22 protein-coding genes are annotated in these 26,921 nt (G+C 69.2%); 8 read left to right on the top strand and 14 right to left on the bottom strand.

Annotated elements, in window-relative coordinates; translation table 11 throughout:
* Positions 1-20: 20 nt before the first annotated feature.
* Positions 21-2,429: a TonB-dependent siderophore receptor gene (locus LJF27_RS26320; protein ID WP_003093547.1), complete on the bottom strand. Its 2,409-nt coding sequence runs from the start codon at positions 2,427-2,429 to the stop codon at positions 21-23.
* A 342-nt stretch (positions 2,430-2,771) separates the two neighbouring features.
* Between LJF27_RS26320 and dkgB the strand changes: the two genes are divergently transcribed.
* On the top strand, positions 2,772-3,590 hold the full coding sequence (gene dkgB, locus LJF27_RS26315; protein ID WP_003118179.1) for a 2,5-didehydrogluconate reductase DkgB: 819 nt from the start codon (positions 2,772-2,774) through the stop codon (positions 3,588-3,590).
* Positions 3,591-3,656: 66 nt separating this feature from the next.
* Here the strand turns inward: dkgB and LJF27_RS26310 are convergent, their stop codons facing one another.
* Positions 3,657-4,115: a GNAT family N-acetyltransferase gene (locus LJF27_RS26310; RefSeq protein ID WP_003101319.1), complete on the bottom strand. Its 459-nt coding sequence runs from the start codon at positions 4,113-4,115 to the stop codon at positions 3,657-3,659.
* 131 nt (positions 4,116-4,246) lie between these two features.
* Between LJF27_RS26310 and LJF27_RS26305 the strand changes: the two genes are divergently transcribed.
* Entirely contained in the window at positions 4,247-5,737 is a 1,491-nt protein-coding gene (locus LJF27_RS26305; protein WP_012613557.1) for a PLP-dependent aminotransferase family protein, read from the top strand.
* A gap of 15 nt (positions 5,738-5,752) precedes the next feature.
* On the opposite strand, the gene LJF27_RS26300 is transcribed toward LJF27_RS26305, so the two are convergent.
* Together LJF27_RS26300 and LJF27_RS26295 are read right to left on the bottom strand one after the other, a co-directional pair.
* Positions 5,753-6,079, bottom strand: a complete 327-nt coding sequence (locus LJF27_RS26300; protein ID WP_003093540.1) for a gamma-glutamylcyclotransferase family protein — start codon at positions 6,077-6,079, stop codon at positions 5,753-5,755.
* Positions 6,080-6,140: 61 nt separating this feature from the next.
* Entirely contained in the window at positions 6,141-7,850 is a 1,710-nt protein-coding gene (locus LJF27_RS26295; protein ID WP_003101313.1) for an amidase, read from the bottom strand.
* Between the two features lie 304 nt (positions 7,851-8,154).
* Between LJF27_RS26295 and LJF27_RS26290 the strand changes: the two genes are divergently transcribed.
* The gene (locus LJF27_RS26290) at positions 8,155-8,871 is read left to right on the top strand and encodes an SDR family oxidoreductase (RefSeq protein WP_003101310.1); all 717 of its coding nucleotides are present in this window, start codon (positions 8,155-8,157) and stop codon (positions 8,869-8,871) included.
* A 9-nt stretch (positions 8,872-8,880) separates the two neighbouring features.
* Here LJF27_RS26290 and LJF27_RS26285 read toward each other — a convergent pair whose 3' ends face one another.
* The 3 genes from LJF27_RS26285 to fepB are packed head-to-tail and all read right to left on the bottom strand — an operon-like array spanning position 8,881 to position 11,867.
* On the bottom strand, positions 8,881-9,912 hold the full coding sequence (locus LJF27_RS26285) for a FecCD family ABC transporter permease (protein WP_023117182.1): 1,032 nt from the start codon (positions 9,910-9,912) through the stop codon (positions 8,881-8,883).
* Positions 9,909-10,931, bottom strand: a complete 1,023-nt coding sequence (locus LJF27_RS26280) for a FecCD family ABC transporter permease (protein ID WP_003118181.1) — start codon at positions 10,929-10,931, stop codon at positions 9,909-9,911. The genes LJF27_RS26285 and LJF27_RS26280 overlap by 4 nt, the downstream gene beginning before the upstream one ends.
* 30 nt (positions 10,932-10,961) lie before the next feature.
* A complete protein-coding gene (fepB, locus tag LJF27_RS26275; RefSeq protein ID WP_003093531.1) occupies positions 10,962-11,867 on the bottom strand; it encodes a Fe2+-enterobactin ABC transporter substrate-binding protein in 906 nt (301 codons plus the stop codon).
* A gap of 126 nt (positions 11,868-11,993) precedes the next feature.
* Here fepB and LJF27_RS26270 point away from each other — a divergent pair, with 126 nt between their 5' ends.
* Positions 11,994-12,791 carry an ABC transporter ATP-binding protein gene (locus LJF27_RS26270; protein WP_003093530.1) on the top strand — a complete coding sequence of 266 codons (798 nt, stop codon included), beginning with the start codon at positions 11,994-11,996 and terminating at the stop codon, positions 12,789-12,791.
* Between the two features lie 6 nt (positions 12,792-12,797).
* On the opposite strand, the gene LJF27_RS26265 is transcribed toward LJF27_RS26270, so the two are convergent.
* Entirely contained in the window at positions 12,798-13,586 is a 789-nt protein-coding gene (locus LJF27_RS26265) for an IclR family transcriptional regulator (protein ID WP_003119004.1), read from the bottom strand.
* Between the two features lie 255 nt (positions 13,587-13,841).
* Here LJF27_RS26265 and LJF27_RS26260 point away from each other — a divergent pair, with 255 nt between their 5' ends.
* From LJF27_RS26260 to LJF27_RS26250, 3 genes are all read left to right on the top strand, one after another.
* Entirely contained in the window at positions 13,842-15,926 is a 2,085-nt protein-coding gene (locus LJF27_RS26260) for a TonB-dependent receptor (RefSeq protein WP_023117181.1), read from the top strand.
* A 67-nt stretch (positions 15,927-15,993) separates the two neighbouring features.
* Positions 15,994-17,301, top strand: a complete 1,308-nt coding sequence (locus tag LJF27_RS26255; RefSeq protein ID WP_003104777.1) for an NtaA/DmoA family FMN-dependent monooxygenase — start codon at positions 15,994-15,996, stop codon at positions 17,299-17,301.
* Between the two features lie 436 nt (positions 17,302-17,737).
* Positions 17,738-18,406 carry a TIGR04211 family SH3 domain-containing protein gene (locus LJF27_RS26250; RefSeq protein ID WP_003104779.1) on the top strand — a complete coding sequence of 223 codons (669 nt, stop codon included), beginning with the start codon at positions 17,738-17,740 and terminating at the stop codon, positions 18,404-18,406.
* Between the two features lie 83 nt (positions 18,407-18,489).
* Here the strand turns inward: LJF27_RS26250 and LJF27_RS26245 are convergent, their stop codons facing one another.
* Genes LJF27_RS26245 through LJF27_RS26220 form a run of 6 tightly spaced genes read right to left on the bottom strand, consistent with a single transcriptional unit; the run spans position 18,490 to position 24,590 of the window.
* Positions 18,490-19,551: a 2,3-butanediol dehydrogenase gene (locus tag LJF27_RS26245; RefSeq protein ID WP_003104781.1), complete on the bottom strand. Its 1,062-nt coding sequence runs from the start codon at positions 19,549-19,551 to the stop codon at positions 18,490-18,492.
* A gap of 43 nt (positions 19,552-19,594) precedes the next feature.
* Positions 19,595-20,707, bottom strand: a complete 1,113-nt coding sequence (locus LJF27_RS26240; RefSeq protein WP_023117180.1) for an acetoin dehydrogenase dihydrolipoyllysine-residue acetyltransferase subunit — start codon at positions 20,705-20,707, stop codon at positions 19,595-19,597.
* The gene (locus LJF27_RS26235; protein ID WP_003104786.1) at positions 20,704-21,723 is read right to left on the bottom strand and encodes an alpha-ketoacid dehydrogenase subunit beta; all 1,020 of its coding nucleotides are present in this window, start codon (positions 21,721-21,723) and stop codon (positions 20,704-20,706) included. The genes LJF27_RS26240 and LJF27_RS26235 overlap by 4 nt, the downstream gene beginning before the upstream one ends.
* Positions 21,724-21,755: 32 nt before the next feature.
* Entirely contained in the window at positions 21,756-22,730 is a 975-nt protein-coding gene (locus LJF27_RS26230) for a thiamine pyrophosphate-dependent dehydrogenase E1 component subunit alpha (protein WP_003093507.1), read from the bottom strand.
* Positions 22,731-22,752: 22 nt separating this feature from the next.
* Positions 22,753-23,793 (bottom strand): ATP-NAD kinase family protein, encoded by a 1,041-nt coding sequence (locus LJF27_RS26225; protein ID WP_003112999.1) that lies wholly within the window; start codon positions 23,791-23,793, stop codon positions 22,753-22,755.
* On the bottom strand, positions 23,790-24,590 hold the full coding sequence (locus tag LJF27_RS26220; RefSeq protein WP_003104791.1) for an SDR family NAD(P)-dependent oxidoreductase: 801 nt from the start codon (positions 24,588-24,590) through the stop codon (positions 23,790-23,792). Before LJF27_RS26220 ends, LJF27_RS26225 begins: the two co-directional genes overlap by 4 nt.
* A 331-nt stretch (positions 24,591-24,921) precedes the next feature.
* Here LJF27_RS26220 and LJF27_RS26215 point away from each other — a divergent pair, with 331 nt between their 5' ends.
* Positions 24,922-26,799, top strand: a complete 1,878-nt coding sequence (locus LJF27_RS26215) for a sigma-54-dependent Fis family transcriptional regulator (RefSeq protein WP_003104795.1) — start codon at positions 24,922-24,924, stop codon at positions 26,797-26,799.
* Positions 26,800-26,921 lie beyond the last annotated feature (122 nt).

The following is a 26,921-nucleotide window of genomic DNA, read 5'->3' as shown; positions in this document are numbered from 1 at the left end:
GGCACGCCGGCGGTCCGGGATCAGAGCGAGTACTTCACCGTGAACATCAGGTTGCGCGGCTCGCCGTAGTTGAGGTTGCCGAAGTCGATGCCGCTGTAATAGTACTTGTCGAACAGGTTGTTGAAGTTCAGCCGCGTGTCGATCCGTTCGTTGACCTTGTAGCCGAGCATGGCGTTGACCACGGTGTAGCCGCCCTGCTGGAAACCGGTGCTGCTGTCCTCGGTCTTGCTCTGGGTGGCCAGGTCGCCGCCGACGCGCCATTTGTGCAGTTCGCCGGGTAGCGTATAGCTGGTGGCGAGCTTGAACAGGTGGCGTGGCTTGGCCGCGTCGAATGGCTTGCCCTCGTTGGCCTTGTTGCTGTCGTGCTTGTACTTGGCGTCGACGTAGGTATAGCCGGCCATCATCTGCCAGTCGTCGCTCAGCGCACCGCTCAGCTCCAGGTCGACGCCCTGGCTGCGGACCTTGCCCGAAGCGCGCGAGCAATAGCGCGAGGTGGGGCTGAAGGGGCATGGCGAGGGGCCGCCGACGTCCTCGGTGGCGCGGTTTTCCTGGTCGATCTGGAACAGCGCGATCTGCGAATTGAGCGCGCCGCCGAAGTGTTCGCCCTTCAGGCCGATCTCGTAGTTCTTGCCGGTGATCGGGTCGAGCAGGCCGCCGCCGGCGTCGAAGTTGCTCTGCGGCTTGAAGATGTCGGTATAGCTGGCGTAGACCGAGTAGGTCTGGTTCAGGTCGTAGATCACCCCGGCATAGCGGGTGACGTTGCGGGTGACCTTGTAGCTGTCGGTATCGGCGTCGGCCTTGTACCAGTCCAGGCGCCCGCCGAGGATCACTTTCAGCGGGTCGGCGAGGTTCAACCGGGTGGTGAGGTAGGCGCCTTTCTGTTCCTGGTCGAGCTTCATGCCCCACAGGCTGGTGTTCAGCCTCGGCTTGAGAGTCGAGCTCGGGTCCCACTGGGTCGGGTCCATCGGCCCGGTGGGGGTGCCGTCCTTGTTGAACAGGCTGCCCCAGCCGCCGTGGCCGTCGAAGCGTTCCTGGCGATAGCTGGCGCCGACCACCAGCTCGTGCTCGCGGCCGAGCAACTGGAAGGGACCGTTAGCATAGGCGTCATAGCTGTCGTGGTCGTCGGTGTAGCTGTAGTCGCCGGGGTTCTGGGTCATGCTGGCGCAGCCGGTGGTCGAGTAGTAGCAGTCGTTGTACAGCCCGAGCATGTTGATTCGCGCCCACAGCTTGTCGGCGGCCAGCTTCATCTGCCAACCGTTGGCGAAGCGGTGGGTCAGGTCGCTGAACAGGTGGGTGGTGTCGGTATCCCAGTAGGACCAGTCGGCGCCGTAATAGGACGAGCGCTTGAGGTCCAGGTGGCGGCCGCCCAGCGGGCTGGGCAGGCCTACCCAGTTGTCGTTGCGGTTGTCGTTCTGGTTCGAGGCGCCGATGGCGAAGGTGGTGTCCGGGCTCAGGTCGGCTTCGGCGATCCCGTAGAACACGCCGCGTTCGCTGCTGACGTGGTCCTGGAAGCTGTTGCCTTTCTGGTAGGCGACCACCGCGCGGCCGCGCAGGGTTCCTTCGCTGTTCAGCGGGCCGGAAACGTCGGCCTCGCTGCGATAGCGGTCCCAGGTGCCGACGCTGCCTTGCAGGGAGGCGCGGAAGTCCTGGGTCGGACGCTTGCGCACCATGTTGATCGCCGCCGCCGGGTTGCCTGCGCCCTGCATCAGTCCGGTGGCGCCGCGCACCACTTCGACGCGGTCGAACATGGCCAGGTCGGCGGCGGAAATGACGTCCTGGGTATAGGTGGAAATGCTCGTCGGCAGGCCGTCGTACATGATGTTGTCGACGTCGAAGCCGCGCGCCGCGTACTTCACCCGGGCCGGCCCGTACTGTTGCACGGTGAGGCCGGTGACGCCCTTCACCGCGTCGTTGAGGTCGCGCATGCCCTGGTCGTCCATGCGCTGGCGGGTGACCACGCTGACCGACTGAGGGGTCTCGCGGATCGACATCGCCAGCTTGGTCGAGGTGCGCATCGCCCGCGTGGTGTAGGAGCCGCTGTCTTCGGTGATGGCGGCGGTGGCCGGGTCCTGGGTGGCGACCACGCTGAGCGCGCCGAGGTCGACGCTGTCGCCGGGGGCGATGCCGGCACCTGTCGCCGCGGCCTCGACCCAGGCGTCGCCGCCCCGTACCTCCCCGCTCAGTCCGGAACCTGCGAGCAGACGCTGCAGTGCCTCGCTTGGCTCCAGCGTGCCGCGTAGGGCCGGTGCGCGCCGGTCGGCCACGGCCGCGCGGTCGAAACGGATGCGCAGGCCGCTGGCGCCCTGCAATTGCTCGAGGGATGCGGCCAGGGGCTGGGCGGGAAGGTCAAGGGCGATGGGAGCGGCCTGGGCGGCCAGGGAAAGCGAGGAGAGACCGAGCAATAACGCACTGGAAACGACGTGTTTCATCTGCAGTGTCCTGGATGGCGGCGCAGGCAGGCCGTTGGCGCGACCGGCTGCGTTTCTTGTTTATGTGGGAAACCGGCGTAGGAATTCGCGGCGGGGCAAGTGTATGTAAATGTAAAAATGGAGTAAATGATAGAGATTATCGTTATCAGCAGTATTCGCAGGAATCCGATGAACTGCGTCCTGCCAGCGGCTGACGGGGATTTCCGCTGGATACCTCCCGTGAAGGCCGTCTGGATTCGTGACTCCAGCGCAAATGAATTTGCTCGATTCGGGTCTTAATCGAAGAGATGTAAGCCGCCACACTGCGCTTCATTCGAGCCATCCCGCCCACGGAGCGCAGCCATGTCGTCCACCATCCACCCCCTCCCGTCCTTCGGTCTCGGCACCTTCCGCCTTACCGGCCAGGTCGTCGTCGACTCGGTGCGCAGCGCCCTCGAACTGGGCTATCGCGCCATCGATACCGCGCAGATCTACGGCAACGAGGCGGATATCGGCCGCGCGATCGCCGAGAGCGGCGTACCGCGTTCCGAGCTGTTCCTCACCACCAAGGTCTGGGTCGACAACTACGCCCGCGAAAAGCTGCTCGCCAGCCTGCGCGAGAGTCTGGAGAAACTGCGCACCGACCGGTTGGACCTGGTCCTGATCCATTGGCCGGCACCCGGCAACGGCGTCGAGCTGGCGGAGTACATGGCGGCGCTGGCGGAAGCCAAGTCCCTGGGCCTGACCCGGCGGATCGGCGTCTCCAACTTCAACATCGAACTGACCCGCCAGGCCATCGCCGCGGTCGGTGCGGGCGAGATATCCACCAACCAGATCGAACTCAGCCCTTACTTGCAGAACCGCGCGCTGACCGCCTACCTCGAGGAGCAGGGCATCGCGGTCACCTCGTACATGACCCTGGCCTACGGCAAGGTACTGAAGGACCCGACGCTGGCCGGGATAGCCGCCAGGCACCGGGCCACGGTCGCCCAGGTGGCGCTGGCCTGGGCGATGCAACTGGGCTACGCGGTGATTCCGTCCTCGACCCGCCGCGAGAACCTCGCCAGCAACCTGCTGGCGCGCGACCTGCGCCTGGACGCCGAGGACATGGCGCGCATCGCCGGCCTCGAGCGTAACGGCCGCGAGGTCAGTCCGCAGGGCCTGGCGCCGGCCTGGGACTGAGAACCGCGTCGAAGGTCCGCCGCGGTGCATGAGCGGGGCGGCCGAGGCTCCGGTCGCGCGGCCGGTTCAGAGCTCGATGCGGTATTCGATCACACCCGGCTTGTCCGCTACCCAGTCGTACAGGCGCTGTGCCCTGTGGTTGCTTTCCTGGGTATGCCAGTAGAGCCGCGCGCAGCGACGTTCCTCGGCCTGCCGGCGGACGTACTCGATCAACTGCTTGCCGATCTGCTGGCCGCGCACGTCGGGCGAGACATAGAGGTCTTCCAGGTAGCAGACGTCCTGTGCCGCCCAGGTCGAGCGGTGGTAGAGGAAGTTGACGATGCCATGCAGGCGGCTACCGTCGCTGGCCACGGCGCAGTGCATCGGTTCGCCCTCGTCGAAGAAGCGCCGCCAGGTGGCCTCGGTGGCCTGTGCCGAGAGTTCGACTTCATAGAACGCCTGGTAGGCCTTCCAGTATTCGAGCCACTGCTCGAAGTCCTCGTGTGCCACGGGGCGTACCGATACCAGTGTGTGCAGGGATTGCATCCAGTGCTTCCTTCTTTGGCTTGATGGGGCGATCCGGCGGAGGCCGGGACCGAGGGTCTTGACCCGGCTGTTTTTATAGCCGCCTAATGGCTTGCCATATCCCACCAATTAGATAATCGAGGGCAGACCATTTGTTCAGGCAGTCACTGCTCGAGTCGGTCAAGGCGCGCCTCCTCCATCCACAGCTCCAGGCCCTGCCGCTGCATGCGCGAATCCAGCGCGCGATCCGCCAACTGATCCTCGACGGTGCGCTGGCGCCGGGCAATCCGTTGCCGGCCTCGCGGGCGCTGGCGCAGTCGTTGGGGGTATCCCGCGACACCGTCGAAGCGGCCTATTCGCACCTGCATGCCGAGGGCTTCATCGAGCGTCGGGTCGGCAGCGGCAGCGTGGTCGCCGCGGCTACCCGGCTGTCCCCCGGCCGGCGCGGCGCGGGCGCTCCACGACGGGGCGGCGGCGCGCCGCGACTGAGCCGGCGTGGCGAGGCGATGCAGGCTGGCGGCGGGGTTCGCGAGCAGCTCGTCCCGCGCCCCTTCGCTCCCGGCGTGCCGGAGACCCGCACCTTTCCCCTGGCGACCTGGGAGCGCCTGCAGCGCCAGGTCCTCAAGGAATACGGCGCGCGCGCCCTGACCCATGGCGACCCGCAGGGTGCCGAACCGCTGCGCCAGGCGATCGCCGACTACGTCAACCTGGAGCGTGGCGCACGCGCCACGGCCGACCGGGTACTGGTGCTGACCAGTTCGCAACAGGCGCTGGGTCTTTGCGCCAGCGTGCTGCTCGACGCCGGCGAGCGGATATTCGTCGAGGACCCGGCCTACTACGGCGCGCGCAAGGCCTTCGAGGCCGCAGGCCTGGAGTGCCTGCCGGTCCCGGTCGACGAACAGGGCCTGCGGCCCGAGCCGATCCTCGCCCAGCCGCAGGCAGCGCGGGCGCTGTGCCTGACCCCGTCGCACCATTACCCGACCGGCGTGACCCTGTCGCTGGAGCGCCGCCTGGCGCTGATCGAATGGGCGCAGCGGCAGCAGGCATGGATCATCGAGGACGACTACGACAGCGAGTTCCACTACGCCGGCCGGCCCACCGCCTGCGTGCAAGGCCTGGACGCCCACGAGCGGACGCTCTACATCGGCACGTTCACCAAGTCGCTGTTTCCCGGCCTGCGCATCGGCTACATGGTCCTGCCGCCGGCGCTGGTGGCGCCGATGACCGTCGCCCGCTCCCTGCAGGACGGGCACAACGCCTCGCTGGCGCAACTGACCCTGGCGCGCTTCATCGCCGGCGGCCATTTCGGCGCCTATGTGCGCGGCATGCGCAATCTCTACGGCGAGCGCCTGGGATTCCTCGCGGAGCGGGTGGGCAAGCGTCTGGGCGGCCTGGTCGAGCCGCGCGTGCCGGCCGGCGGGCTACAGATGCCCGGGCTGCTTTGCGCGGGAATCGACGAAACGCGCGCCATCGCGGCGGCATACCGCGCCGGTGTCGAGCTGGTCGGGCTCAGCACCCTGCATCTCGCCGCGCCACCGCGAGCGGGTTTCCTGATGGGCTTCGCCGCCTACACCACGGACGAGCTGGAGGCGGCGGTCGGGGTCCTCGCGAAGACCCTGCGCGGTTTGCGTGCGAATCCCTAGGCCGCCGGCAAGCGCTCAGTCGCGCAGGGCGTAGACGTAGGCATCGACCTGGGCGCCGTCGGCCAGCGTTACCCGGGTCGCCACGCGCCGGTATTCGGTGCCTTCGAATTCATCCAGCGCGGGCCAGTGCTCGGCGAGGCGGTCGGAGACGAACACATGGCCGTGGATTTCCTCGCCGTCGGCGTCGATCGCCAGGCCCGGAAAGCCCATCCCGGCACCCCAGCCCTTTTCCAGCAGGCGACCGCGGAGGCTGGCCGCCTGCCATTGCCCGCCGATCTTCTGCATCAGGTGTTCGTTGGGACGGCCGGGGCCGAGGCTGCCGTAGACGAAGAGTCGCTGCATCGATAACTCCCTTGAACGGAACAGCGTGGGCGCAAGACGCGAAGCCTTCCGCCCGCGCCTTTCACTTGCTTGCCAGCGGTGGAGTACGCGGCGGCACGATACGCCGCGAGCCGGTCGACTCGAAGGCCGCGGCGAAGCGCAGCAGCGCCGAGTCGTCGTAGGCGCGGCCGGCGAAGGTCAGGCCCACCGGCATGCCGATGTCGGCCATCACCCCCATCGGTACGGTGACCGTCGGCACGCCGAGGTGGCGGATGGCGAGGTTGCCGTTGGCGACCCAGACACCGTTGCTCCAGGCGATGTCGGCCGAGGCCGGGTTGACGTCGGCGTCCGCCGGGCCGACGTCGGCGACGGTGGGGAAGAGCACGGCGTCCAGGCGCAGGCGTCGCATCCACTCCTCGAGGTCGATCCGCCGGGTTTCCTCGAGGCCGCGCAGGCCATCGGGGAGGGTCGCGATCCGGTCCCAGGGCTTGATGCCGCGCTCGGCCATCCGCACGTATTCGTCCATGCCGGCGGCCAGGTCGCCCTCGCGGTTGGGCAGGGTGCCGGGGTCGTGGGGGAAGATCTGCGGGCCGTCGACATCCGCCAGGCGGTTCAGCTTCGGATCGCCATTGGCGCGCAGGAAGTCGTCGAAGCCCCAGGCCGAGAGTTCCCACAGCTCGTCGTGGAGGAATTCCTTCGACACCAGGCCGCGGTTGAACACGGTGGGCGCGCCGGGTCGGTCGCCTTCGCAGTTCGACACCAGCGGGAAGTCCACCTCGATCACTTCGGCGCCGGCGGCTTCCAGGGCCTTGCGCGCCTGTTCCCAGAGGGCGATGACCGAGGGCCGGGTATGGATGCGCTGGCCGGTCGGGCCGCCGATCCCGGGGGACTCGCTGGTGCCCGCATCGGGGTCGGCGTTGATGAACATGCGCGGCACGCCGAAGCGCTTGCCGGCCAGGGCCTCGGCGCCTGCGGCCAGGGCCGGGTAGCTCGCCGGGCGTACCTCGGAGGCCTTGGGGATCGGCACCCAGGGCTGCATGCGCCAGAGGTCGCCGCGAGTATCGGGATCGTCGGCGACCACTACGTCGAGGATTTCCAGCAGGTCGGCCATGCTCCGCGCATAGGGCACCACCACGTCCATGGTCGGCGTCAGCGGCCAGTTGCCGCGCACCGAGATCACCCCGCGCGAAGGGGTGTAGGCGCACAGGCCGTTGTTCGACGCCGGGCCGCGCCCGCTCGACCAGGTTTCCTCGGCCAGGCCGAAGGCGGCGAAGCTGGCCGCGGTGGCGGTGCCGGCGCCATTGGAGGACCCCGAGGCGAAGGGCGCGGTGAGGTAGGCGGCATTGTACGGGCTCTCCGCGCGGCCGTAGACGCCGCGCTGCATGCCGCCGTTGGCCATGGGCGGCATGTTGGTCTTGCCCAGGCAGATCGCCCCGGCGGCGCGCAGGCGCTCGACGGTGAAGGCATCGCGCTGGGCCACCAAGTCCTTGAACGCCGGGCTGCCGGAAGCCGCGGTGAGGCCCTTGACCAGGTAGCTGTCCTTGGCGGTGTAGGGAATGCCGTCCAGCGGACCGAGGGGCTCGCCACGCGCCCGGCGGGCGTCGGAGGCCTGCGCTTCGGCCAGCGCATCGGGATTGCGCACCACCACCGCGTTCAGCGCGGTGGGCGTGCCGGGTGCATCGTAGGCGTCGATCCGCGCCAGGTAGGCCTGGACCAGTTCGACCGCCGTGGTACGACCGGACTCGAGCGCGTCACGCAGCTCGGCGATGGAAACCTCGGTGACCTCGATCATGCTGTCACCGCCTGGCGAATGGAGACGGGGAGACCGTTAGCGACGCTCATCATCGTTCCTCTTGTTCTCTGCTTGCTGCGACGGGGGCCGCGAGGCGGCCGGGTCGATACAGGGGATGCAGTGTACATCCTGGCCGGCGCTCGCGGCTTCCCTGGCGGGGCGCGGCAACGGCCTCGCAGGTCCTGGCCAGTGTCTGGGGTTGCCGCCGAAGCGCGGCGTCGGAGAAAGTCCGCGGGCTGTCGCCGGCCGCCGGCGAGGCGTAAGGTGCGGCGTCGGGGGGACCATTTCACACAGGGGAATCGTCATGACGAATCATCGTACCGCGCTGGTCACCGGCGCCACCCGTGGCATCGGCCTGGCCCTGGCCAGGCGCTTGGCGGCCTCCGGCTGGAGTGTAGTGGGCATCGCCCGCCATGCGAGCGACGACTTTCCTGGACGTCTGCTGTGCTGCGACCTGGCCGATCCTGCGCAAACCGCCGAGACGCTGCGCGGATTGCTCTCGGAAAGCGCCGTGGATGCCTTGGTCAACAACGCCGGGATCGCCTTGCCGCAAAGCCTGGAGAACCTCGACCTGGCCGCTCTGCAACAGGTCTTCGACCTCAACGTGCGGGTCGCCGTGCAGCTTGCCCAGGCCTGCCTGCCGGGGCTCAAGCGTTCGCCGGCGGGCCGCATCGTCAACCTGTGCAGCCGGGCGATCCACGGCGCCCGCGAACGCACCGCCTACGCCGCGGCGAAGAGCGCGCTGGTCGGGGTGACTCGCACCTGGGCGCTGGAGCTGGCGCCGCTGGGCATCACGGTCAACGCGGTGGCGCCCGGGCCGATCGAGACCGAGCTGTTCCGCCAGACCCGCCCGGTCGGCGGCGAGGAGGAACGGCGGATTCTCTCGACCATCCCCATGCAGCGGCTCGGGCGGCCGGACGAAGTGGCCGCGCTGATCGAGTTCCTGCTCAGCGAGGGCGCTTCGTTCGTCACCGGCCAGGTGATCGGTGTCGACGGCGGCGGCAGCCTGGGCGGTCGTTGAGGCCGGGGCTCAGATCCGGCGGCTGCGCAGCAGTAGCCAGAGCAGGTAGAAACCGCCGAGCAGGCCGGTCATCAGGCCGATCGGCAGGTTGGCGACGTATGCCAGGCGCTGGCCGAGCAGGTCGGCGGCCAGCAGCAGGACCGCGCCCATCAATGCGCCGGACAGCAACGGCACCCCGGCCGAGCGGGTCAGGCGCCGGGCCAGTTGCGGGCCGGCCAGGGCGATGAAGGCGATGGGGCCGGCCGCGGCGGTGGCGATGGCGGTCATGCCGACGGCGACCAGGACCATCTGCAAGCGCACGCGCTCCACCGCCACGCCGAGCTGGGCGGCGCTGGCATCGCCCAGCTCCAGCACTTCCAGGCGACGACCGTGGTACAGCGCCAGCGGCACGCTGGCGAGCAGGCCCAGCGCTGCCGGGACGACGTGCGACCAGGTCCGGGTGTTCAGCGAGCCGGCCAGCCAGAGCTGGGCATACATCGCCTGGTCGAGGTTGCCGGTGACCAGCAGCAGGCTGTTCAGGCCCGACAGGCTGGCGCCGACACCGATGCCCACCAGCACCAGGCGGTAGCCGCCGGCGGTGGCGCCCCGGCGCGCCAGCAGCACCACCGCCAGCGCCGTGCAGAGGCCGGCGGCCAGCGCCGCCAGCGAGGTGGCCAGCGGGCCGGCATCGAACAGGATGATCTGCACGATGGCGCCGCTGGCGGTGCCGGTGGTGAAACCGATGACGTCGGGCGAGCCCAGCGGATTGCGCGAGATCGACTGGAAGATCGCCCCGGCCATGCCCAGCGCGGCGCCGACCAGGCAGGCGGTGAGCACCCGTGGCAGGCGCACGCGCTGGACGATGCGCTGGGCGGTGGGGTCCTGGCCCTGGCCGAGCAGGCTGGCGAACACCTCTGCCGGACCCAGCGCCAGGCTGCCGGTCCCCAGCAGCGCCGCCGCCAGCGCCAGTCCGACCCCCGCGAGGACCAGGCAGGCCAGCGCCGCCCGTGGCCGCCAACGCAGCGACAGGGAGCCCAGGCGCAGGGCGTGGAGACCGTTCACAGGCGGCTCAGGCGGAAGCGCCTGACCAGGACGATGAAGGCCGGTCCGCCGAGCAGCAAAGCGACGATTCCGGCGGCGATCTCCGCCGGCGCCGCCAGCAGCCGCCCGAGGATGTCGGCGCCGAGCAGCAGGCCGGCGGCGATCAGCGCCGAGAAAGGCAGGATCCAGCGCTGGTCCGGTCCGGCCAGCAGTCGCGCGAGGTGCGGGGCGACCAGGCCGACGAAGGCGATCGGCCCGGCCAGGGCGGTCGCCGCGCCGGCCAGCAGCATCACCGCCAGGCAGGCGAGCAGCCAGGTCAGGCGCAGGTCGACGCCGAGCGCCCGGCCGATCTCCTGGCCCAGGGCCAGGGCATTGAGCCTGGCGGCGAGGGCGAAGGCGGCGGCCAGCCCGGCGCCGATGGCCAGGCCCGGCCATCCGAGCAGGGCGAAGCCGCTGCCGGAAAGCGAGCCGGCGGCCCAGTGGCGGAAGCGGTCGAAGACTTCCGGCGGGGCGTTCAGCACGATGATCCCGGTCAGCGAGGCGAGCATCACTGACAAGCCGGCACCCGCCAGCACCAGGCGCACCGGGTTGGTGCCGGTCTCGCGGGCCTGGCCGAGAAGGAATACGGCGATGCCGGCCAGGCCGGCGCCGAGGAAGGCGCAACCGAGGTACTGGCCCATGCTCGCCAGGTCGAACAGCGCGACCCCGACGATCACCGCCAGCGCCGCGCCGGCGTTGATCCCCAGCAGGCCGGGTTCGGCCAGCGGATTGCGCGTCAGCGCTTGCATCAGCGCGCCGGCCACTCCCAGCGCCGCGCCGGCCAGCAGCGCCACCAGGGTGCGTGGCAGGCGCAGTTCGCGTACCACCAGGTGGCGATCATCGTGCGGATCGACGGCTTGCAGGGCGTCCAGTGTGACCGCCAGGGGCACCGGCCGCGAGCCCAGCGCCAGGCTGGCCAGGGCCGCCAGCGCGAGCAGCAGCGCGCCGGCGAGCAGGCCCCAGGCGCGCAGGCGCCGGCGGCGCATCGGGGACGCCTGCATGAGCGGACTTCCGGCGAACGGGCGCATGGCTCAGCGGAAATGGCGGGCGACGTTGTCGATCATCTGCCGTCCCGAGTAGTAGTCGATGCGGAAGGAACTGGGGCCCAGGGCGTACACGCGCTTTTCGCGGACCGCCGACAGGTTGGCCAGTACCGGGTCGGCGAGGAACGCCTGCACGTCGTCGTCGCTGGCGCCGAGCAGGAACACGCTGTCGCCGGCGATGGCGGCGGGCAGGTTTTCCCGCGAGATGAACTGGAAGTCCGAGGCGCGCGTCACCTTGCCCGCCAGCGCCTCCGGCAGTTCCGCCACCTGGAAGCCGAGGGCCTCGAGCAGGCGTGCCTGGGGGCTGGCCTGGCGGCCGATGGAATAGCTGCCGGCGATGTTGTAGCCGACCACGCTGACCGGGCCCTGCGGCGGCGCGATGGCCGCGGCGACTTCGGCGGTGTAGGCGTCGAAGCGCTGGATGGCGGCCTGCGCCTGGCGTTCCAGGCCGGTGTGCCGGCCCAGCTCGGTAGCCAGTTCCTGCCAGCTGTGTTTCGAGTAGTCGACCACCAGCGTCGGTACGCCCTGCGCCTCCAGCTCCGCACGGTATGGCGCGGCGCTGTCGGCGCCGGTGGCGGAGGCGACCAGCAGGTCCGGATCCTGGGCGATCACCGCTTCGATGTCGAAGCGCAGGTTGCGGTAGAGCACCTCGACGCCACGTTGGTCGGCGACCTTCGCCCATTGCGAGAAGAAGCCCTTGGCGTCGGTCAGGCGACTTGGCGTGGTGGCGGCGCTGGCCACCAGCGGTGCGTCCATCGCCAGTAGGATGCCGGTGACGCTCGGGGTGGTGGAGACGATCCGCGCCGGCTTCGGCTCCCCGGCCGCGGCGAGGGTGGCGAACAGGCTCAGGGCGAGGGCGAGTAACGGCAGGGCGGAGCGGCGGCGGGTCGGCATGAAGGCTGTTTTCGCTGTAGGGGAAGCCGGGCGGACGGATTCATATGATAATGCTTCTCATGCAGTCTATTCCATAATGTAGAATCGATTCCACATATTCGAGCCATTCTTATCCAGGAACCTCCCATGACCCATCGCCTGCACGCGGACGCCGTGACCTTGCGCCGCGACGCGCGGACCGTTTCGCGGAATCTCTCGCTGGCCATCCCCGAGGGTTCGTTCAGTGTGATCGTCGGGCCCAACGCCTGCGGCAAGTCGACCCTGCTGGCGGCATTGTCGCGCCTGTTGGCGCCGGCCGAGGGCCGGGTGGTGCTGGACGGCAGGGATATCCACAGCCTGCCGGGACGGGAAGTGGCGCGGCGTCTCGGCCTGCTGCCGCAGAGCGCGCTGGCGCCGGATGGCATCACGGTGGCCGAGCTGGTGGCGCGCGGGCGCTATCCGCACCAGTCGTTCCTGCGCCAGTGGTCGCCGGCGGATGAGCGCGCGGTAGCGGCGGCGTTACGCGCCACGCGGGTCGACGGCCTGGCCGAGCGACCGCTCGATGCGCTCTCCGGCGGCCAGCGGCAACGCGTGTGGATCGCCATGGTGCTGGCGCAGGAAACCCCGTTGCTGCTGCTCGACGAGCCGACCACCTACCTGGATATCGTCCACCAGATCGAATTGCTCGAACTGCTCGCCGAGCTGAATCGCCAGGGGCGCACCATCGTCGCCGTGCTGCACGACCTCAACCAGGCCTGCCGCTATGCCTCGCACCTGATCGCCATGCGTGACGGCGCGATCCTCGCCGAGGGCGCGCCGGCGCATATCTTCACCGAGCGTCTGGTGGAGGAGGTGTTCGGCTTGCGCTCGTTGATCATCGCCGACCCGGTCAGCGGCACGCCGCTGCTGGTGCCGCGCGGGATCGCCGCCGACGCGCCGGGCTGAGGTGGCTCAGCGCGGCGGCGGCCGCATGCCGGGGTGGAGTACCAGGCCACCGGTGGACTGGTTGACCTGCAGCGCCTCGTGGAACAGCGCGTCGCGGTCTTCCGCCGACTGCAACTGGCCGAGATCGGTCACCGTGGTCATGGCGCAGACGATCTCCTGCTGGGCGTCGAACACCGGCGCCGCCTGGCCGGTGACATTCGACAGCAGGTGGCTGGTCAGTTCGGCCCAGCAGCGCTCACGCACCTCGTCGAGCAGCGCGCGGCTCGGCGGGCTGCCGCGGAAGTGCGCCGGTTGCTGCTTGCGCGCGGCGTCGACCACGGCCTTCGGCAGGAAGGCCTGGAACACCAGGCCGCAAGCGGTATTGTCGATGGGCAGGATATCGCCCAGGGCCAGCGGGTTGATCGAGAAATAGGCGCTGCGGTACCAGCGCACCAGGGTCGGGCCGCGCTCGGTCCAGATCGCCACCCCGCCGCTGGCGGCATGCCGTTGGGCCAGGGCCTTCATGTGGCGGGCGGCGATATCCACCGCGTCGATCCGCTTCAGCGCGCCTATGCCGATGCTCAGCGCCGCCGGCCCGAGGTCGTAGAGACCGCTGAGCGGGTCCTGGCGGGCCAGGCCTTCCTTCACCAGGCTCTGCAGGTAGCGGTGCGCGGTGGAGCCGCCGGTGCCGGTGCGCCGGGCCACTTCGCCGAGGGCCAGTTCGCCTTCGGCGTTGGCCAGGGTCTTCAGGAAGCGCGCGGCGATGGACACCGACTGGATGGTGCCGGAGCGCTTTTCGCCCGGGGCGTCCGGCATCTCGTCCGCCGGGGGCTGCGAAGTATTCAACGGCTCGGTCTCCTCACCACGGTTGATCCATAGGCTTCGGTCCGCGCTGCGGTGGCGCGGGCGGCGCCCATGATACCGATTCCCCGGGGCGGTGGGGCGCCGCGGAAGGGACGGGCGTAGGAGATTTAATATTTCGCAATGAGGAATCTATTCCCCATTGAGGAATGATCTGGTGGCGTGATAGCCTGAATGGAAAAGAGAGTCATTCCCATTTGGAGAAGATCCTTGAACGCCCGCACGCACCGCACGCTCAACCGGGGAATCGGCGTCGTCACGCTGTCCACCCTGCTCGCCTCGCCATCGGCACTGGCCCGGGAAAACCCGCCCGCCGAGGACGAACCCGCCGCCCTCGAGGCGCTGGTCGTGACCGGCGAGAAACGTGAACGCTCGCTGAAGGACACGGCGTCCTCGGTATCGCTCACCAGCGCCCGCGACATCGACCGCAAGCAGACCGGCAACGCCTCGGTCGCCGAGGTGATCAATGGCAGTCCCAACGTGGTCTACACCGACTCGGTGGGCGCGCCGATCATCCGCGGCCAGGACACCCAGGGCCCGAACAACGGGCAGAACGTGTTCTGGGGCGGCACAGTGCCGCGGGCGACGATCAACCTCGATGGCCACTACCTGAACTACAACGAGATGTTCTTCGGCGCGACCTCGGTCTGGGACGTCGACAGCATCGAGGTGTTCCGCGGCCCGCAGACCACCTCCCAGGGCGCCAACGCCATCGCCGGGGCGATCATCGTCAACACCAAGGACCCGACCTTCAGCCCCGAGGCTGCCTACCAGGCGGAGATCGGCAGCTACCATTCGCGGCGCAGCTCGATCGCAGTGTCCGGCCCGCTGGCGCAGGACTTCGCCGGGCGCCTGGCGGTGGACTACGCGGGTCGCGACACCTTCATCGACTACGACAACCCGAAGTTCCAGGACAGCGGCACCGACCAGGACTTCCGCGCCCTCAACGCGCGCGCCAAGCTGCTCTGGCTGCCCAGCGGAATTCCGGGCCTGGAGAGCAAGTTCACCTTCTCCCACAACGACAGCAATCGCCCGACCCAGGAAGCGGCGACCCGCCCGTTCGACAAGCTCGACCATCGCTCGACCACCATGCCCAGCTGGGAGCAGGACACCAACACCAGCATCCTCGACGTCGCCTATGACCTCGACAACGGCATCCGCCTGTTCAACCAGGCGCAGTACTCGCTGTCCTCGGTGCACCGCACCACCGGCGCGGGCGGCGAGGGCGACGCCGACATCCGCCAGAAGAACGCCTCCAACGAATCGCGGGTCAGCTTCGGCGAGCAGGAGGACCGGATCAGTGGCATGGGCGGGGTCTACTACGCCCGCACCCGCACCGACGAGACACTGCACCTGCGCGGGCTGTCGGCCTTCGACGACACGAAGAAGAACCTCGGTGTGTTCGGCGAGCTGAACTACCGCCTGAGCGACCGCTGGACCCTGACCACCGGCCTGCGCTACCAGGAGGATCGCATCGAGCGCAGCGGCAACTCGGTGCTGGCGCCGCGTCCGCTGGACTACCAGAAGACCTTCTCGGCCTTCCTGCCGAAAGTCTCCCTGGCCTTCGCCGCGACCCCGGACTGGACCGTCGGCGGCCTGGTCAGCCGCGGCTACAACCCCGGCGGCGTGTCGCTCAACCTGACCACCCGCAACTGGGCCTACTTCAAGGAAGAAACCATCTGGAACTACGAACTGTTCACCCGCGCCAGCCTGCTCGACGGCCGCCTGCTGCTGAACGGCAACCTGTTCTTCATGGATTTCAAGGACGCCCAGTACAACATCCCGGTGGTGGTTTCGCCGGGGGTGGCGCAGTCGTACACCATCAACGCCGAGAAGGCCCACGCCTACGGCATGGAGCTGGACCTCGACTATCGCCTGCGCGACGACCTGCGGCTGAAGGCCAGCGCCGGCGTGCTACGCACCCGGATCGACGAGATGTCCGGCAATACCGGCTACGAGCACAACGAGTTCGCCCGCTCGCCGGGCTATACCCTCAGCTTCGGACCGAGCTGGGACGTCACCGAGCGCCTCAACCTGAACGCCCAGGTGCGCTACCTGGACGGCTACTACTCGGACACCGCCAACACCAAGGCCTACTCGATCAAGGCCTACACCCTCACCGACGCCCGCGCCAGCTACCGCTTCAACGACCAGCTGCAGCTCTATGGCTACGTGAAGAACGTGTTCGACGACCGCTCGCCCACCTACATGCAGGAAAACCGGGGGATCGGCGGCATCGAGGCGAGCATGACGCAGCCGCGGACCCTCGGCATCGGCATCAAGGGCACCTTCTAGGCGCCCCGAGAAGCCGGCCCCGCGCAGGGCCGGCCCAGCCCCAGAGCCCATACAGGAGATTGGCACGATGAGTACCCCGAAACGCCTGCACATCGGCATGTCGCTGGCCCCCACCTGGCTCAGCGGCGATGCCTGGCGGCGCCCCGACAGCAATATCGAAGGCATCTTCGGCAGCGATTTCGCCGTCGACATCGCCAGGCGCTCCGAAGCCGCCCACCTCGACTTCGTGTTTCGCCCGGACGTCAGCAGCCTGCCACTGGACGTGCTGGAGACCGGCTCCGGCTTCGCCAGCCTGGATCCCACCGTACTGCTTGCCGCGGTCGCCCGCGAAACCTCGCGGATCGGCCTGGTGTCGACGGTCTCCACCACGTTCTATCCGCCCTACGTGGTGGCCCGGCAGTTGCAATCGCTGCACTGGATCAGCAACGGCCGCGCCGGCTGGAACATCGTCACCGCGCTGCAGGGCCACGAGAACTTCGGCCTGGACGCGATGCCCGATGCGGAGCAGCGCTACGCGCGCGCCGCCGAGTTCACCCGGCTGGTGCACGACCTGTGGGACAGCTTCCCCCGCGAGGCACTCCTGGTCGACCGCGAGAGCGGCCGCTACGCCGACGTTTCCCGGGTGCACCCGGTCGACCACGACGGCGAATTCCTCAAGGTCAAGGGACCGCTCAACCTGCCGGCCTTCGGCGAGGCGCGGATTCCCCTGGTGCAGGCCGGCGCCTCCGAGAGCGGGCGCGACTTCGCCGCCTCGGTGGCCGACCTGGTGTTCGCGCCGACCCCGGACAAGGAGGCTGCCCTGGAACTGCGCCGCGACCTTTCCCGCCGCGCCGAACGCCACGGTCGCTCGCCGCGCGACGTGCGCCTGCTGCCGGGCTTCAGCCTGTACCTGGCGGAGAGCCGCGAGGAGGCGCGGGAAATCTTCATGCAGACCCACGCGCGCCTGGACCGCGCGCGCAAGTTCGCCACGATCAGGCAGATGCTCGGCCTCGACCTCAGCGACTGGCCGCTGGACCGGCCGATTTCCGCGGCCGACCTGCCGCCGCCGGTGGCCAACCCCGGCAGCCGCACCCACACCGACCTGCTGCGGCGCCTGATCGAGCGCGAGACGTTACGCCTGGACCAGTTGCTGCTGCGCCCCGAGGTGGTTTCCGCGGCGCACTGGCAGGTCATCGGTACGGTGGACGATGCCGTCGAGCAGATCGTCGACTGGGCCGCCGCCGGCGCCATGGACGGTTTCATCGCCGCGCCGGGAGGCTCGGTCGGCTCGCTGCGGCTGTTCCTCGAACAGGTGGTGCCGCGCCTGGTGGAGAAGGGGCTGTTCCGCGAGCGCTACAGCGCCACTACCTTCGCCGGGCACCTGGCAGAGGAATGATGGAAAGGGCCGGCGACGGCCGCGTCCTGGCGGCGATGGCGAGCGAGTGACTGCCTGCGGTTGGCCGCCTGACGGGCCCGCTGTATCGCAGCACGCCATCCGACCGGTGGGGCGTGGTACAGGCGAGGGAGCCTCTGCCTTGGCGTAGATACCGTCGTACCCCGGGGATCATCCGGACAGGTCGCAGCCTGGGCAGCGCTGGCCGTCGGCAGGCCTGGCATTCTGCTGTTACAACCATCCATCCATTCCTGCGGAAACGAGTGAACTCAATCGCCCCGAGCGCTGTCTGTCAGCCGTCGGCCCAACCGGGCCGGGCGCATGGCCCTTGGCCATGCGGTAGCCCCGCCCCGGTCGCGCGCTTGTCCATAACAATTCGACTGGCCGGCTTTTTCGCTCCCCTTTGCGGGTTTCGTTCTCTCGCCATGTGAAGATTGCCATGTCCCTATCCCGTCGCATCCCCGCCGCTCTTTCCCCGTTCCAGAACCGTGTCATCGGAGCCTGCCTGCTCGGCGGCCTGCTGGCGGCCGGCGCCCCGGCGCAGGCCGAGGAGGCGACCGGCAACGCGCGCTGGGTGAGCGACAGCCTGACCACTTTCGTGCGCAGCGGCCCCACCGATGGCTATCGCATCGTCGGCACCCTCACCTCCGGGCAGAAGGTCGAGCTGCTTGGCACCCAGGGCAACTACAGCCAGGTGCGCGGCGAGAACGGCAGCACCGTGTGGATTCCCAGCCGCGACTTGCAGGAGGTTCCCGGCCAGGCCGAGCGCCTGCCGCAACTGGAACAGAAGGTGGCCGCCCTGACCGCCGAGCTGGACGGCATCAACGACACCTGGAAGACCCGCGTGCAGGGCATGCAGGAAACCCTCGACACGCGCAAGAAGTTGATCGACGAATTGCAGGCGGCGCGCAGCAACCTGGACGCCGAGCTCGGCAAGGCCCGCTCCGACCTGCGTGCGGTGCAGGCGCAACTGGGCGACGAGAACAAGCAGGTGCTGATGCGCTACATGGTCTACGGCGGCAGCATCGCCGGCGCCGGCCTGTTCGCCGGGCTGATCCTGCCGTCGCTGCTGAGGGTGCGGCGCAAGCGCAACGACAAGTGGTTCTGAGCCTCCGCCCGCGTCTCTGCGTTTCGTAAAGCAAGCCCCGCCGGCCGCGGGGCTGTGTCGCAAGCGCGACAAGGGCTGAAGCGTCAGCCGCCCGGCGAGACGATGATCTTCACGTTGTGCTCCTTGTTGTTCACCAACTCTTCGAAACCGCGCTCGACGATTTCTTCCAGGCCGATGCGACCGGTCACCAGCGGTGCGATGTCGAGGCGGCCGTCGGCTATGAAGGCGATCACGTCGGCGAACTCGCCGTTGTAGGCGAGGGCCCCGAGCAACTGCTTCTCGGTGGAAACCAGCTCGAAGAAATTGAATTCACTGGGCTCCTCGAAGATTCCCACAAGCACGCATTTGCCGGCCTTGCGGATGGCATCGATGGCCAGCTTGGCGGTGTGCTTGTTGCCGATGCATTCGAAGCTGACGTCGGCGCCAAGCCCGCCGGTGAGGGCGCGGATTTCGCCTAGGGCGTCGCACCGCGAGGGGTCGAGCACCTGGCTGGCGCCGACCTCCAGGGCCTTGGCCTTGCGCGCCGAGGACATCTCCAGGGCGATCACCTGTGCCGCGCCGGCGGCGCGCGCGCACATGATGGTGCTCAGGCCGATGGTGCCGGCGCCGACCACCACCACGTTCTGCCCGAGCAGGCTGCCGGCCTTCTTCACCGCGTGCATGCCCACCGCCAGCGGCTCGATCAGCGCGCCGGCCTCGCTGGGAAATCCGGCCGGCAGGGCGTAGAGCAGGTTGGCCGGTACGTTGACGTATTCGGCGAAGGCGCCGTTGTTCATCAGCCCGGTGAAGGCCAGGTTCTCGCAGATGTTGTACAGCCCATGCCGGCAGTAGTAGCAGGTGCCGCAATGCTGGCAGGCGTCTGCGGCGACCGCCTGGCCGACGGCGAAGCCGGTCACGCCGTTGCCGAGGCGGACGATTTCGCCGCTGAACTCGTGGCCGAGGATGCATTGATCCTTGAGGCCGGTGAGCGGGTGCGGCGCCTCCACGGGGATGAATACCGGGCCGGCCAGGTATTCGTGCAGGTCGGAGCCGCAGATGCCGCACCAGTGCACGCGGATCTGCACCCAGCCGGGCGGCGGCTCGGCCGGGAGCGGCACGTCTTCCACGCGGATATCGTGGCGGCCGTGCCAGACGGCGGCGCGCATCGCCGCGTTGGCTTGCGGGGAACTGTTCATGTCGGTCGTCTCCTCAATGCTGGCGGAGGAAGTCGAGCAGCAGGCGGTTGACCTGCTCGGCGGCTTCCATCTGCACCATGTGCGCCTGTCCGGGAATGATCTCCACCTGGGCTGGCAGGCCCTCGGCATGCCGCGCCGGGATGATCGCGTCATCGCTGCCCCAGATCGCCAGGACCGGCTGGCGGCCCTCGCTCGCCACGGCACGCAGGTCGTTGCGCTGGCGACCGTCGGCGAACAGGTTGTCCAGCAACTGGCGCAGGGCCGCATCGACGCCTTCCAGGCGCTTGTAGCGGAGCATGTCCTCGAGCATCTGCCGGGTGACCAGCGCGGGGTCGGAGAACAACTGCACCAGTTGCGGCTTCAACGCGTTGCGGTTGGCCGCCTCGACGAAGCCGCGCAGGTAGTCGCCGTTGATCTCCTCGCCGAGGCCGGCGCTGCCGATCAGGCTCAGCGACAGCACCCGCTGCGGCGCCAGGCGCGCGCAGTTCAGCGCCACCGCTCCCCCCATGGAGTGACCGGCCAGGTGTACCTGTTCCAGGTCGAGGTGGTCGAGCAGGGCCAGCACGCTGCCGCTGAGTTCATCGAGGTCGCCGCGCACCAGGGCCTTGCCGGACTCGCCGTGGCCCGGCAGGTCTAGAGCGATCACCCGCCGCTCGGCGGCCAGCGCCTCGTGGTTGAACAACCAGTTGTTCAGGTCGCCACCGAAACCGTGGATCAGCAGTAGCGCCGGATCGCCCTCGCCGCGGTCGAAATAGCGCAGGAGGCGCCCGTCCAGCTCGACTTTCCGCGGTGCCGGTCCGCTATCCCCAGCGTCCTCGTCGGCGGGTACGAATTCGGCCTGGAAGCGTTGCATCAGTGCGTCGATCTCCTCGTCGCTCGCCTCGCCCTCGACCACCACGCCGAGCAGCGCGCCGACCGCCAGGGTCTCGTCCTCGCGCGCCACCTTGCGCCGCAGCACGCCCGAGAAGGGCGCCTCGACGCTGCTGGAGATCTTGTCGGTCTCCACGTCGAGCACCTCGTCGCCTTTCTCGATATGCGCGCCCTCTTCCTTGAGCCAGGCGTCCACCCGACCCTCGGTCATCGACAGGCCCCACTTGGGCATGGTCAGTGTATGGATCCGGCTCATGCCGCGTCCCTCCCTTCCAGGGCCTGGCGCACGGCTGCCTCGATCTTCGCCGCGTCGGGGATGTAGAGGTCTTCCAGGGCGTCGGAGAAAGGCACCGGCGTATGGGGCGCGGTGACCCGGCGGATCGGCGCGCGCAGCGCGGAGAAGGCCCGTTCGGCGACCAGCGCGGCGATGTCGGTGGCCATCGAGCAGCGTGGGTTGGCTTCGTCGACCACCACCAGGCGGCCGGTCTTTTCCACGCTTTCGAGAATGCTGTCCTCGTCCAGCGGGCTGGTGCTGCGCAGGTCCAGTACTTCGCAGGAGATGCCCTGGCGCGCCAGGCTGGCGGCGGCGTCCAGCGCCAGGTGGACCATGCGGCCGTAGGTCACCAGGGTGACGTCGTCGCCGTCGCGGAGGAAGTTCGCCTCGCCGAAGGGTACGCTGTACAGCTCCTCGGGTACCTCGCCCTGCATCGAATAGAGCAGCTTGTGCTCGCAGAAGATCACCGGGTCGTTGTCGCGGATCGCCTGGACCAGCAGGCCCTTGGCGTCGTAGGGCGACGACGGGCAGACCACCTTGAGGCCGGGGATGTGGGTCCATAGCGAAGTGAGCATCTGCGAATGCTGGGCGGCGGCGCGCAGGCCGGCGCCGACCATGGTACGGATCACCAGCGGGGTGACCGCCTTGCCGCCGAACATGTAGCGGAACTTGGCGGCCTGGTTGAGGATCTGGTCCAGGCAGCAACCGGCGAAGTCGACGAACATCAGTTCGCACACCGGGCGCATGCCGCGGGTGGCGGCGCCGACCGCGGCGCCGACATAGCCGATCTCTGACAACGGGGTATCCAGCACACGGCCGGGGAACTGGTGGTAGAGGCCCTTGGTGACCCCCAGCACGCCGCCCCAGGCGTCGTCCTCGCCGGGCGCGCCGGCGCCGCCGGCATTGTCTTCGCCCATGATGAAGACGCTCGGGTCGCGGCGCATTTCCTGGGCCAGCGCCTCGTTGATGGCCTGCTGGTAGCTGATCTTTCTCGCCATGATGGTTCTCCTCGTTCTTGTTTTCGGGCGGCTCAGGGATAGGACACGTAGACGTCGCGCAGCAGGTCGTCCGGCTCCGGCTTGGGATCGTTCTTCGCGCGCTGCACGGCATCCTCGATGCGCGCCTCGACCTCGGCGTCGATGGCGTCCAGGTCGCTGGCGGAGAGCAGGCCGGCGTGGCAGGTGCGTTCGCGGAACTGCTTGAGGCAGTCGCGGGTTTCCCGGTAGTGCTTTACTTCGTCGGGATCGCGGTAGGTCTGTGCGTCGCCCTCGAAGTGTCCGTAGTAGCGGGTCAGCTTGACTTCGATCAGCGACGGCCCCTCGCCGGCGCGGGCGCGCTCGATGGCGGCGCCGGCAGCCTCGTGGACGGCGAAGAAGTCGAAGCCGTCGACGGTCACCCCGGGCATGCCGAAACCGGCGGCGCGGTCGGCGATGTGGTCGCAGGCCACCGACCAGTTGGCCGCGGTGGCCTCGGCATAGCCGTTGTTCTCGGCGACGAACAGGCACGGCAGGTTCCACACCGCGGCCAGGTTCATCGCCTCGAACACCGCGCCTTCGTTGGAGCCGCCATCGCCGAAGAAGGCCACCGCCACCGCATCGCTGCCTTTCAGCTTGGCCGCCAGCGCGGCGCCGGCGGCCAGCGGCGCGCCGGCGCCGACGATTCCGTTGGCGCCGAGCATGCCTTTCTCCAGGTCGGCGATATGCATGGAGCCGCCCTTGCCCTGGCAGACCCCGGTCTTCTTGCCATAGATTTCCGCCATCATGCCGTGCACGTCTACGCCCTTGGCGATGCAGTGGCCGTGGCCGCGATGGGTGGAGGCGATGCAGTCGTCGTCGCGCAGGTGCGCCATCACGCCGGCGGCGGAGGCTTCCTCGCCGGCGTAGAGGTGGACGAAGCCGGGTATCTCGCCCGTGGCGAACTCGACGTGCAGGCGTTCCTCGAAGGCGCGGATGGTGCGCATCACGCGGTAGGCATGGAGCAGTTGGTCGGTGCTCAGAGTGGACATCTTGTTGTTCTCCAGGTTGTCTTCACGGGGTCATCGGGGTTCGCTGGCCGGCCAGCAGGCGATGGCGGGCGGCGTAGGCGAGGGTGGCCGGCACATCGACGCTGAACGGGCCGGAAGGGTCGAGGGTGATGCTCGGGCGGTCGGTGGCGCTGAACTCGATCTCGCGCTCTCCGTCCAGCGCCAGGGTCCCGCTGGACAGGCTCGGTGCGTGGGCCACGCCGGGTTGCAGGTAGCCGGCGGCAGAGACCCCGCAGCCCACCAGCAGGCCCGGCGCCAGCGGCACCAGCAGGCTCTCGCGGGCGTCCGGATGCAGGCGCATCCAGGCGCCGTGGGGCTCCTCGCGGCTCACCGGCGACCACAGTCCGCAAAGCGCCGAAAGGCCGATGGCGTGGGGTTCGGCGAAGCTGACGAAGACTTCGGCGAGGTCTTCGGCGCGACTGATGGCGCGGGCGCCGATGAACGGCTGCGGCGACACCGCGACGTCCACCAGCGCCCACTCGCAGAGCCCGCGGCGCGGCTCGCGCACCAGCAGGCGCTTGTTGCGTCGCAGGCCGATCTCCGGCGGCACCCGGTTGCTGGCGCAGAGGCCGCCGGCGAGCCCCGCGCCAGTGGCTTCGCGCAGCTCCGGGAAGGCGTTGTTGGTCCCGGTGGACAGCGCCAGCAGGGGGACGTCGCCGACCTCGGCGGCCACTGCCTTGTGCGTGCCGTCGCCGCCGAGCACGGCGATCAGCGCCACGCCGCGCTCGACCATGCGCCGCGCCGCCAGGCGGGTATCCTCGACGCTCTGGCGCAGCGGCATGTCGAGGAACTCCAGGAACGGCCAGTGGCCGTCGCGGGCCTGGCGGGTCTGGCTGGCCCGGAGCACGGCGGCGGCGATGCCGGTCATGTCCGGCGGCAGCAACGCATGGCGGATGCCAGTGGCGCCGAAGGCGGCGAGCAGGCGTTGCACCACCGATGCCTTGTCGGTGCTGGAGTGCAGCCCGGCATGGGCGGTGAGGCGACGCAGGTCGCGACCGGAGGCCGGGTTGGCGATGATGCCGACGATCGGCGAGGGCGGGGTCATAGCGAGAATCCGCCGTCGACGGCGATGGCCTGGCCGGTGACGTGCGGCGCGCAGGCCAGGTAGACGACGAGCTGGCCCATGTCTTCGACGGTCTGCGCCTCGCCCTGGGGCAGCAGGCTGGCCTGGTGGCGTTCCCAGGACTGCGCCTCGCTTTCGCCGGCCTGCCGCCAGCGGCCCGACAAGCCGTCCTCGCCGCGCCACATTCCGGTGCCGACGATTCCCGGGCAGAGCGCGTTGACCGTCACCCCGTCGCGCGCGACCTCCTTGGCCAGGGCATTGCTGAAACCGATCACGGCAAACTTCGAGGCACAGTAGTGGGCGAGGTCGGGGAGACCGACCTTGCCGGCGATCGATGACAGGTTGACGATCCGCCCCCAGCGCTGCGCCTGCATCAGCGGCAGTTCGGCCTGGCAGCAGAGGAACACGCCGCGGGCGTTGACGTTCATCACCCGGTCCCAGTCGGCGAGGCTGAGTTCGGCGACCTTGCGGATGCTGATCACCCCGGCATTGTTCACCGCCACGTCGAGCCGGCCGAACTCCGTGGCGACCCGCTCGACCATCGCCCGGACGCTGTCGCCGTCGCTGACGTCGACCCCAAGGGCCAGGCTGCGGCGACCGAGGCTGCGGATCGCGGCGGCGGTTTCCTCGGCGACCTGCGGATCGAGGTCGGCCACCGCCACGTCGGCGCCGGCGCGCGCCAGGGCGAGGGCGATGCCCCGGCCGATGCCGCGTCCGGCGCCGGTCACCAGCGCGACCCGGGAAGACAGGGAGAAATCGTCGGACGACGTAGCGTGCATGCTTCACCTCTGATTGTTCTTGTAGGTGTATGCGGCAGGGCGTTGGGAGGAGCGGACAGTCCGCCCTGCCGTCGCCGTGGCTGGAGCAAGGCCGATGCCAGGTTGCGGTGTGGCGGCCGGAAGTCCCGTCGTAGAGCGCCGGCATGGGAAGGCCGGCGACCGCCGGGGCGACGTCCGGCGAGACAACCCATGTCATCGCGCACGGGTTCCCGGCGAGACGCTGAGACGCTCCGTCTCAGTCGTCGGCTGTGGCGGCCCGGCGCTTGTCGAGGGTCGCCGATGGGCGCTTAATGGGCGGCACAACAACAAGATGCCGAGCAACGGAGGCCCCATGCTTTCCGCACACTCGAAGGACCATGTGGACTGTGTCAGCCGTGTCCTGAGGAACGCCGCGCGCCTGCCGCAGGCGCCGGTGCCGACGCCGATCCTCGACTCCTGGCGCCGCTCCATGGAGCAGCACCGTCTCGACCCGGGGTCCCTGCAAGGGCCGCGGATTCTCTCGCAGACCCTCCTCGACGAATGTCGCGAGCGTTCCGAACTGTTCCTGCGCATCGCCAGCGAAGAGGTGGCGCGACTGCATGGACGGGTGCGCGATGCCGACTACTGCGTACTGCTCACCGATGCCCAGGGGCGGACCATCGACTACCGTGTCGAGTCGACCATCCGCAACGACTGCCGCAAGGCCGGGCTGTACCTCGGCACCTGCTGGTCGGAAGGCGAGGAGGGCACCTGCGGGGTGGCCGCCGTACTCACCGACAGGACTGCGGTGACGGTGCACAAGCGCGATCACTTCCGCGCCGCCTTCATCGACCTGACCTGTTCCGCGGCGCCGGTCTTCGATCCGCAGGGCGAGTTGCTCGGTGTGCTCGACGTTTCCGCCGTGCAATCGCCGGACGACCGCCGCAGCCAGCATCTGATCCGGCAGATGGTGGCGCAGAGCGCGCGGGAGATCGAGAACGCCTTCTTCATGCACAGCGCCCAGGGCCATTGGGTGCTGCGCGCGCACCGTGCGCCGGGCTACGTCGACAGCCAGCCGGACTATCTGTTCGCCTGGGACGCCGATGGGCGCCTGCTGGCGTTGAACCCGGCGGCGCGGCACTACCTGCGGCAGCGCCTGGGGCAGGTGCCGAGCCACATCGGCGAGGTGTTCGACCTCGACGCCCTGCACGCCGCCGCCGACCAGGCGCCGTGCCTGCTGCGCGGCCAGGCCGGCGAGCTGCACGTGCGTCTCAGCGCGCCGCGGGCCAAGGCGCGGCGGCTGGAGCGCGAGGTGCCCGACGACGCTGCGCTCGACCCGCGCATCGCCGAAAGCCTGCGCCTGGCGGTGCGGGTCAAGGACCGCAACCTGCCGGTGCTGATCCAGGGCGAGACCGGTGCCGGCAAGGAGGTTTTCGCCCGCCAGTTGCACCAGGCCAGCGCCCGTCGCGACAAACCCTTCGTCGCGCTCAACTGCGCGGCGATTCCCGAAAGCCTGATCGAGAGCGAGCTGTTCGGCTACGTTGGCGGAGCCTTTACCGGCGCGGCGGCGAAAGGGATGCGCGGCCTGCTGCAGCAGGCCGATGGCGGTACCCTGTTCCTCGACGAGATCGGTGACATGCCGCTGGGCCTGCAGACCCGCCTGCTGCGCGTGCTGGCCGAGGGCGAGGTGGCGCCGCTGGGGGCTGCGCGCCGGCAGGCTGTGGATATCCAGGTGATCTGCGCCACCCACCGCGACCTGGCGGCGCTGGTGGCGGCCGGCGGCTTCCGCGAGGATCTCTACTTCCGCCTCGGCGGCGCCCGCTTCGAACTGCCGCCGCTACGCGAACGCAGCGACCGGCTGGCGCTGATCCGGCGCATCCTCGACGAGGAAACCGCGCACTGCGGCGTACGCATCGAACTCGGCGAGGCAGCCCTGGAATGCCTGCTCGGCTATCGCTGGCCGGGCAATGTCCGCCAGTTGCGGCATGTGTTGCGCTACGCCTGCGCGCTGTGCGGCGGCGCCACCCTGCAACTCGCCGACCTTCCGGCAGAGCTGCGTGGCGAAGGCCGGACACCGGCCAGTGCGTGCGAGAGCGGCGGCGGTCCGGAGCGCGACGCCCTGCTCGACGCCCTCGTGCGGCATCGCTGGAAACCCATGGCCGCGGCGCGGGAACTGGGTATCTCGCGAGCGACCCTGTATCGGCGGGTGCGCCGGCATGGCATCCGCATGCCGGGCCAGGCGGACGACTGAGGTGCGCCGGCGGCCGGCGCAGTCGTCAAGCGCGGAAAATCAAAACCAGCCTTGAGCCTTGCCCCGTTAATGCCGGTGGGCTTTCCCTGTAGCGTTCCGGGCAGCGGCGCAACCCGTTCGGT

The organism is Pseudomonas sp. 203-8, from assembly GCF_020708595.1.
Lineage (GTDB): Bacteria > Pseudomonadota > Gammaproteobacteria > Pseudomonadales > Pseudomonadaceae > Pseudomonas > Pseudomonas aeruginosa.
Note: the sequence above shows the minus strand (reverse complement) of the source record. Positions and strands in the feature narration are given on the sequence as shown.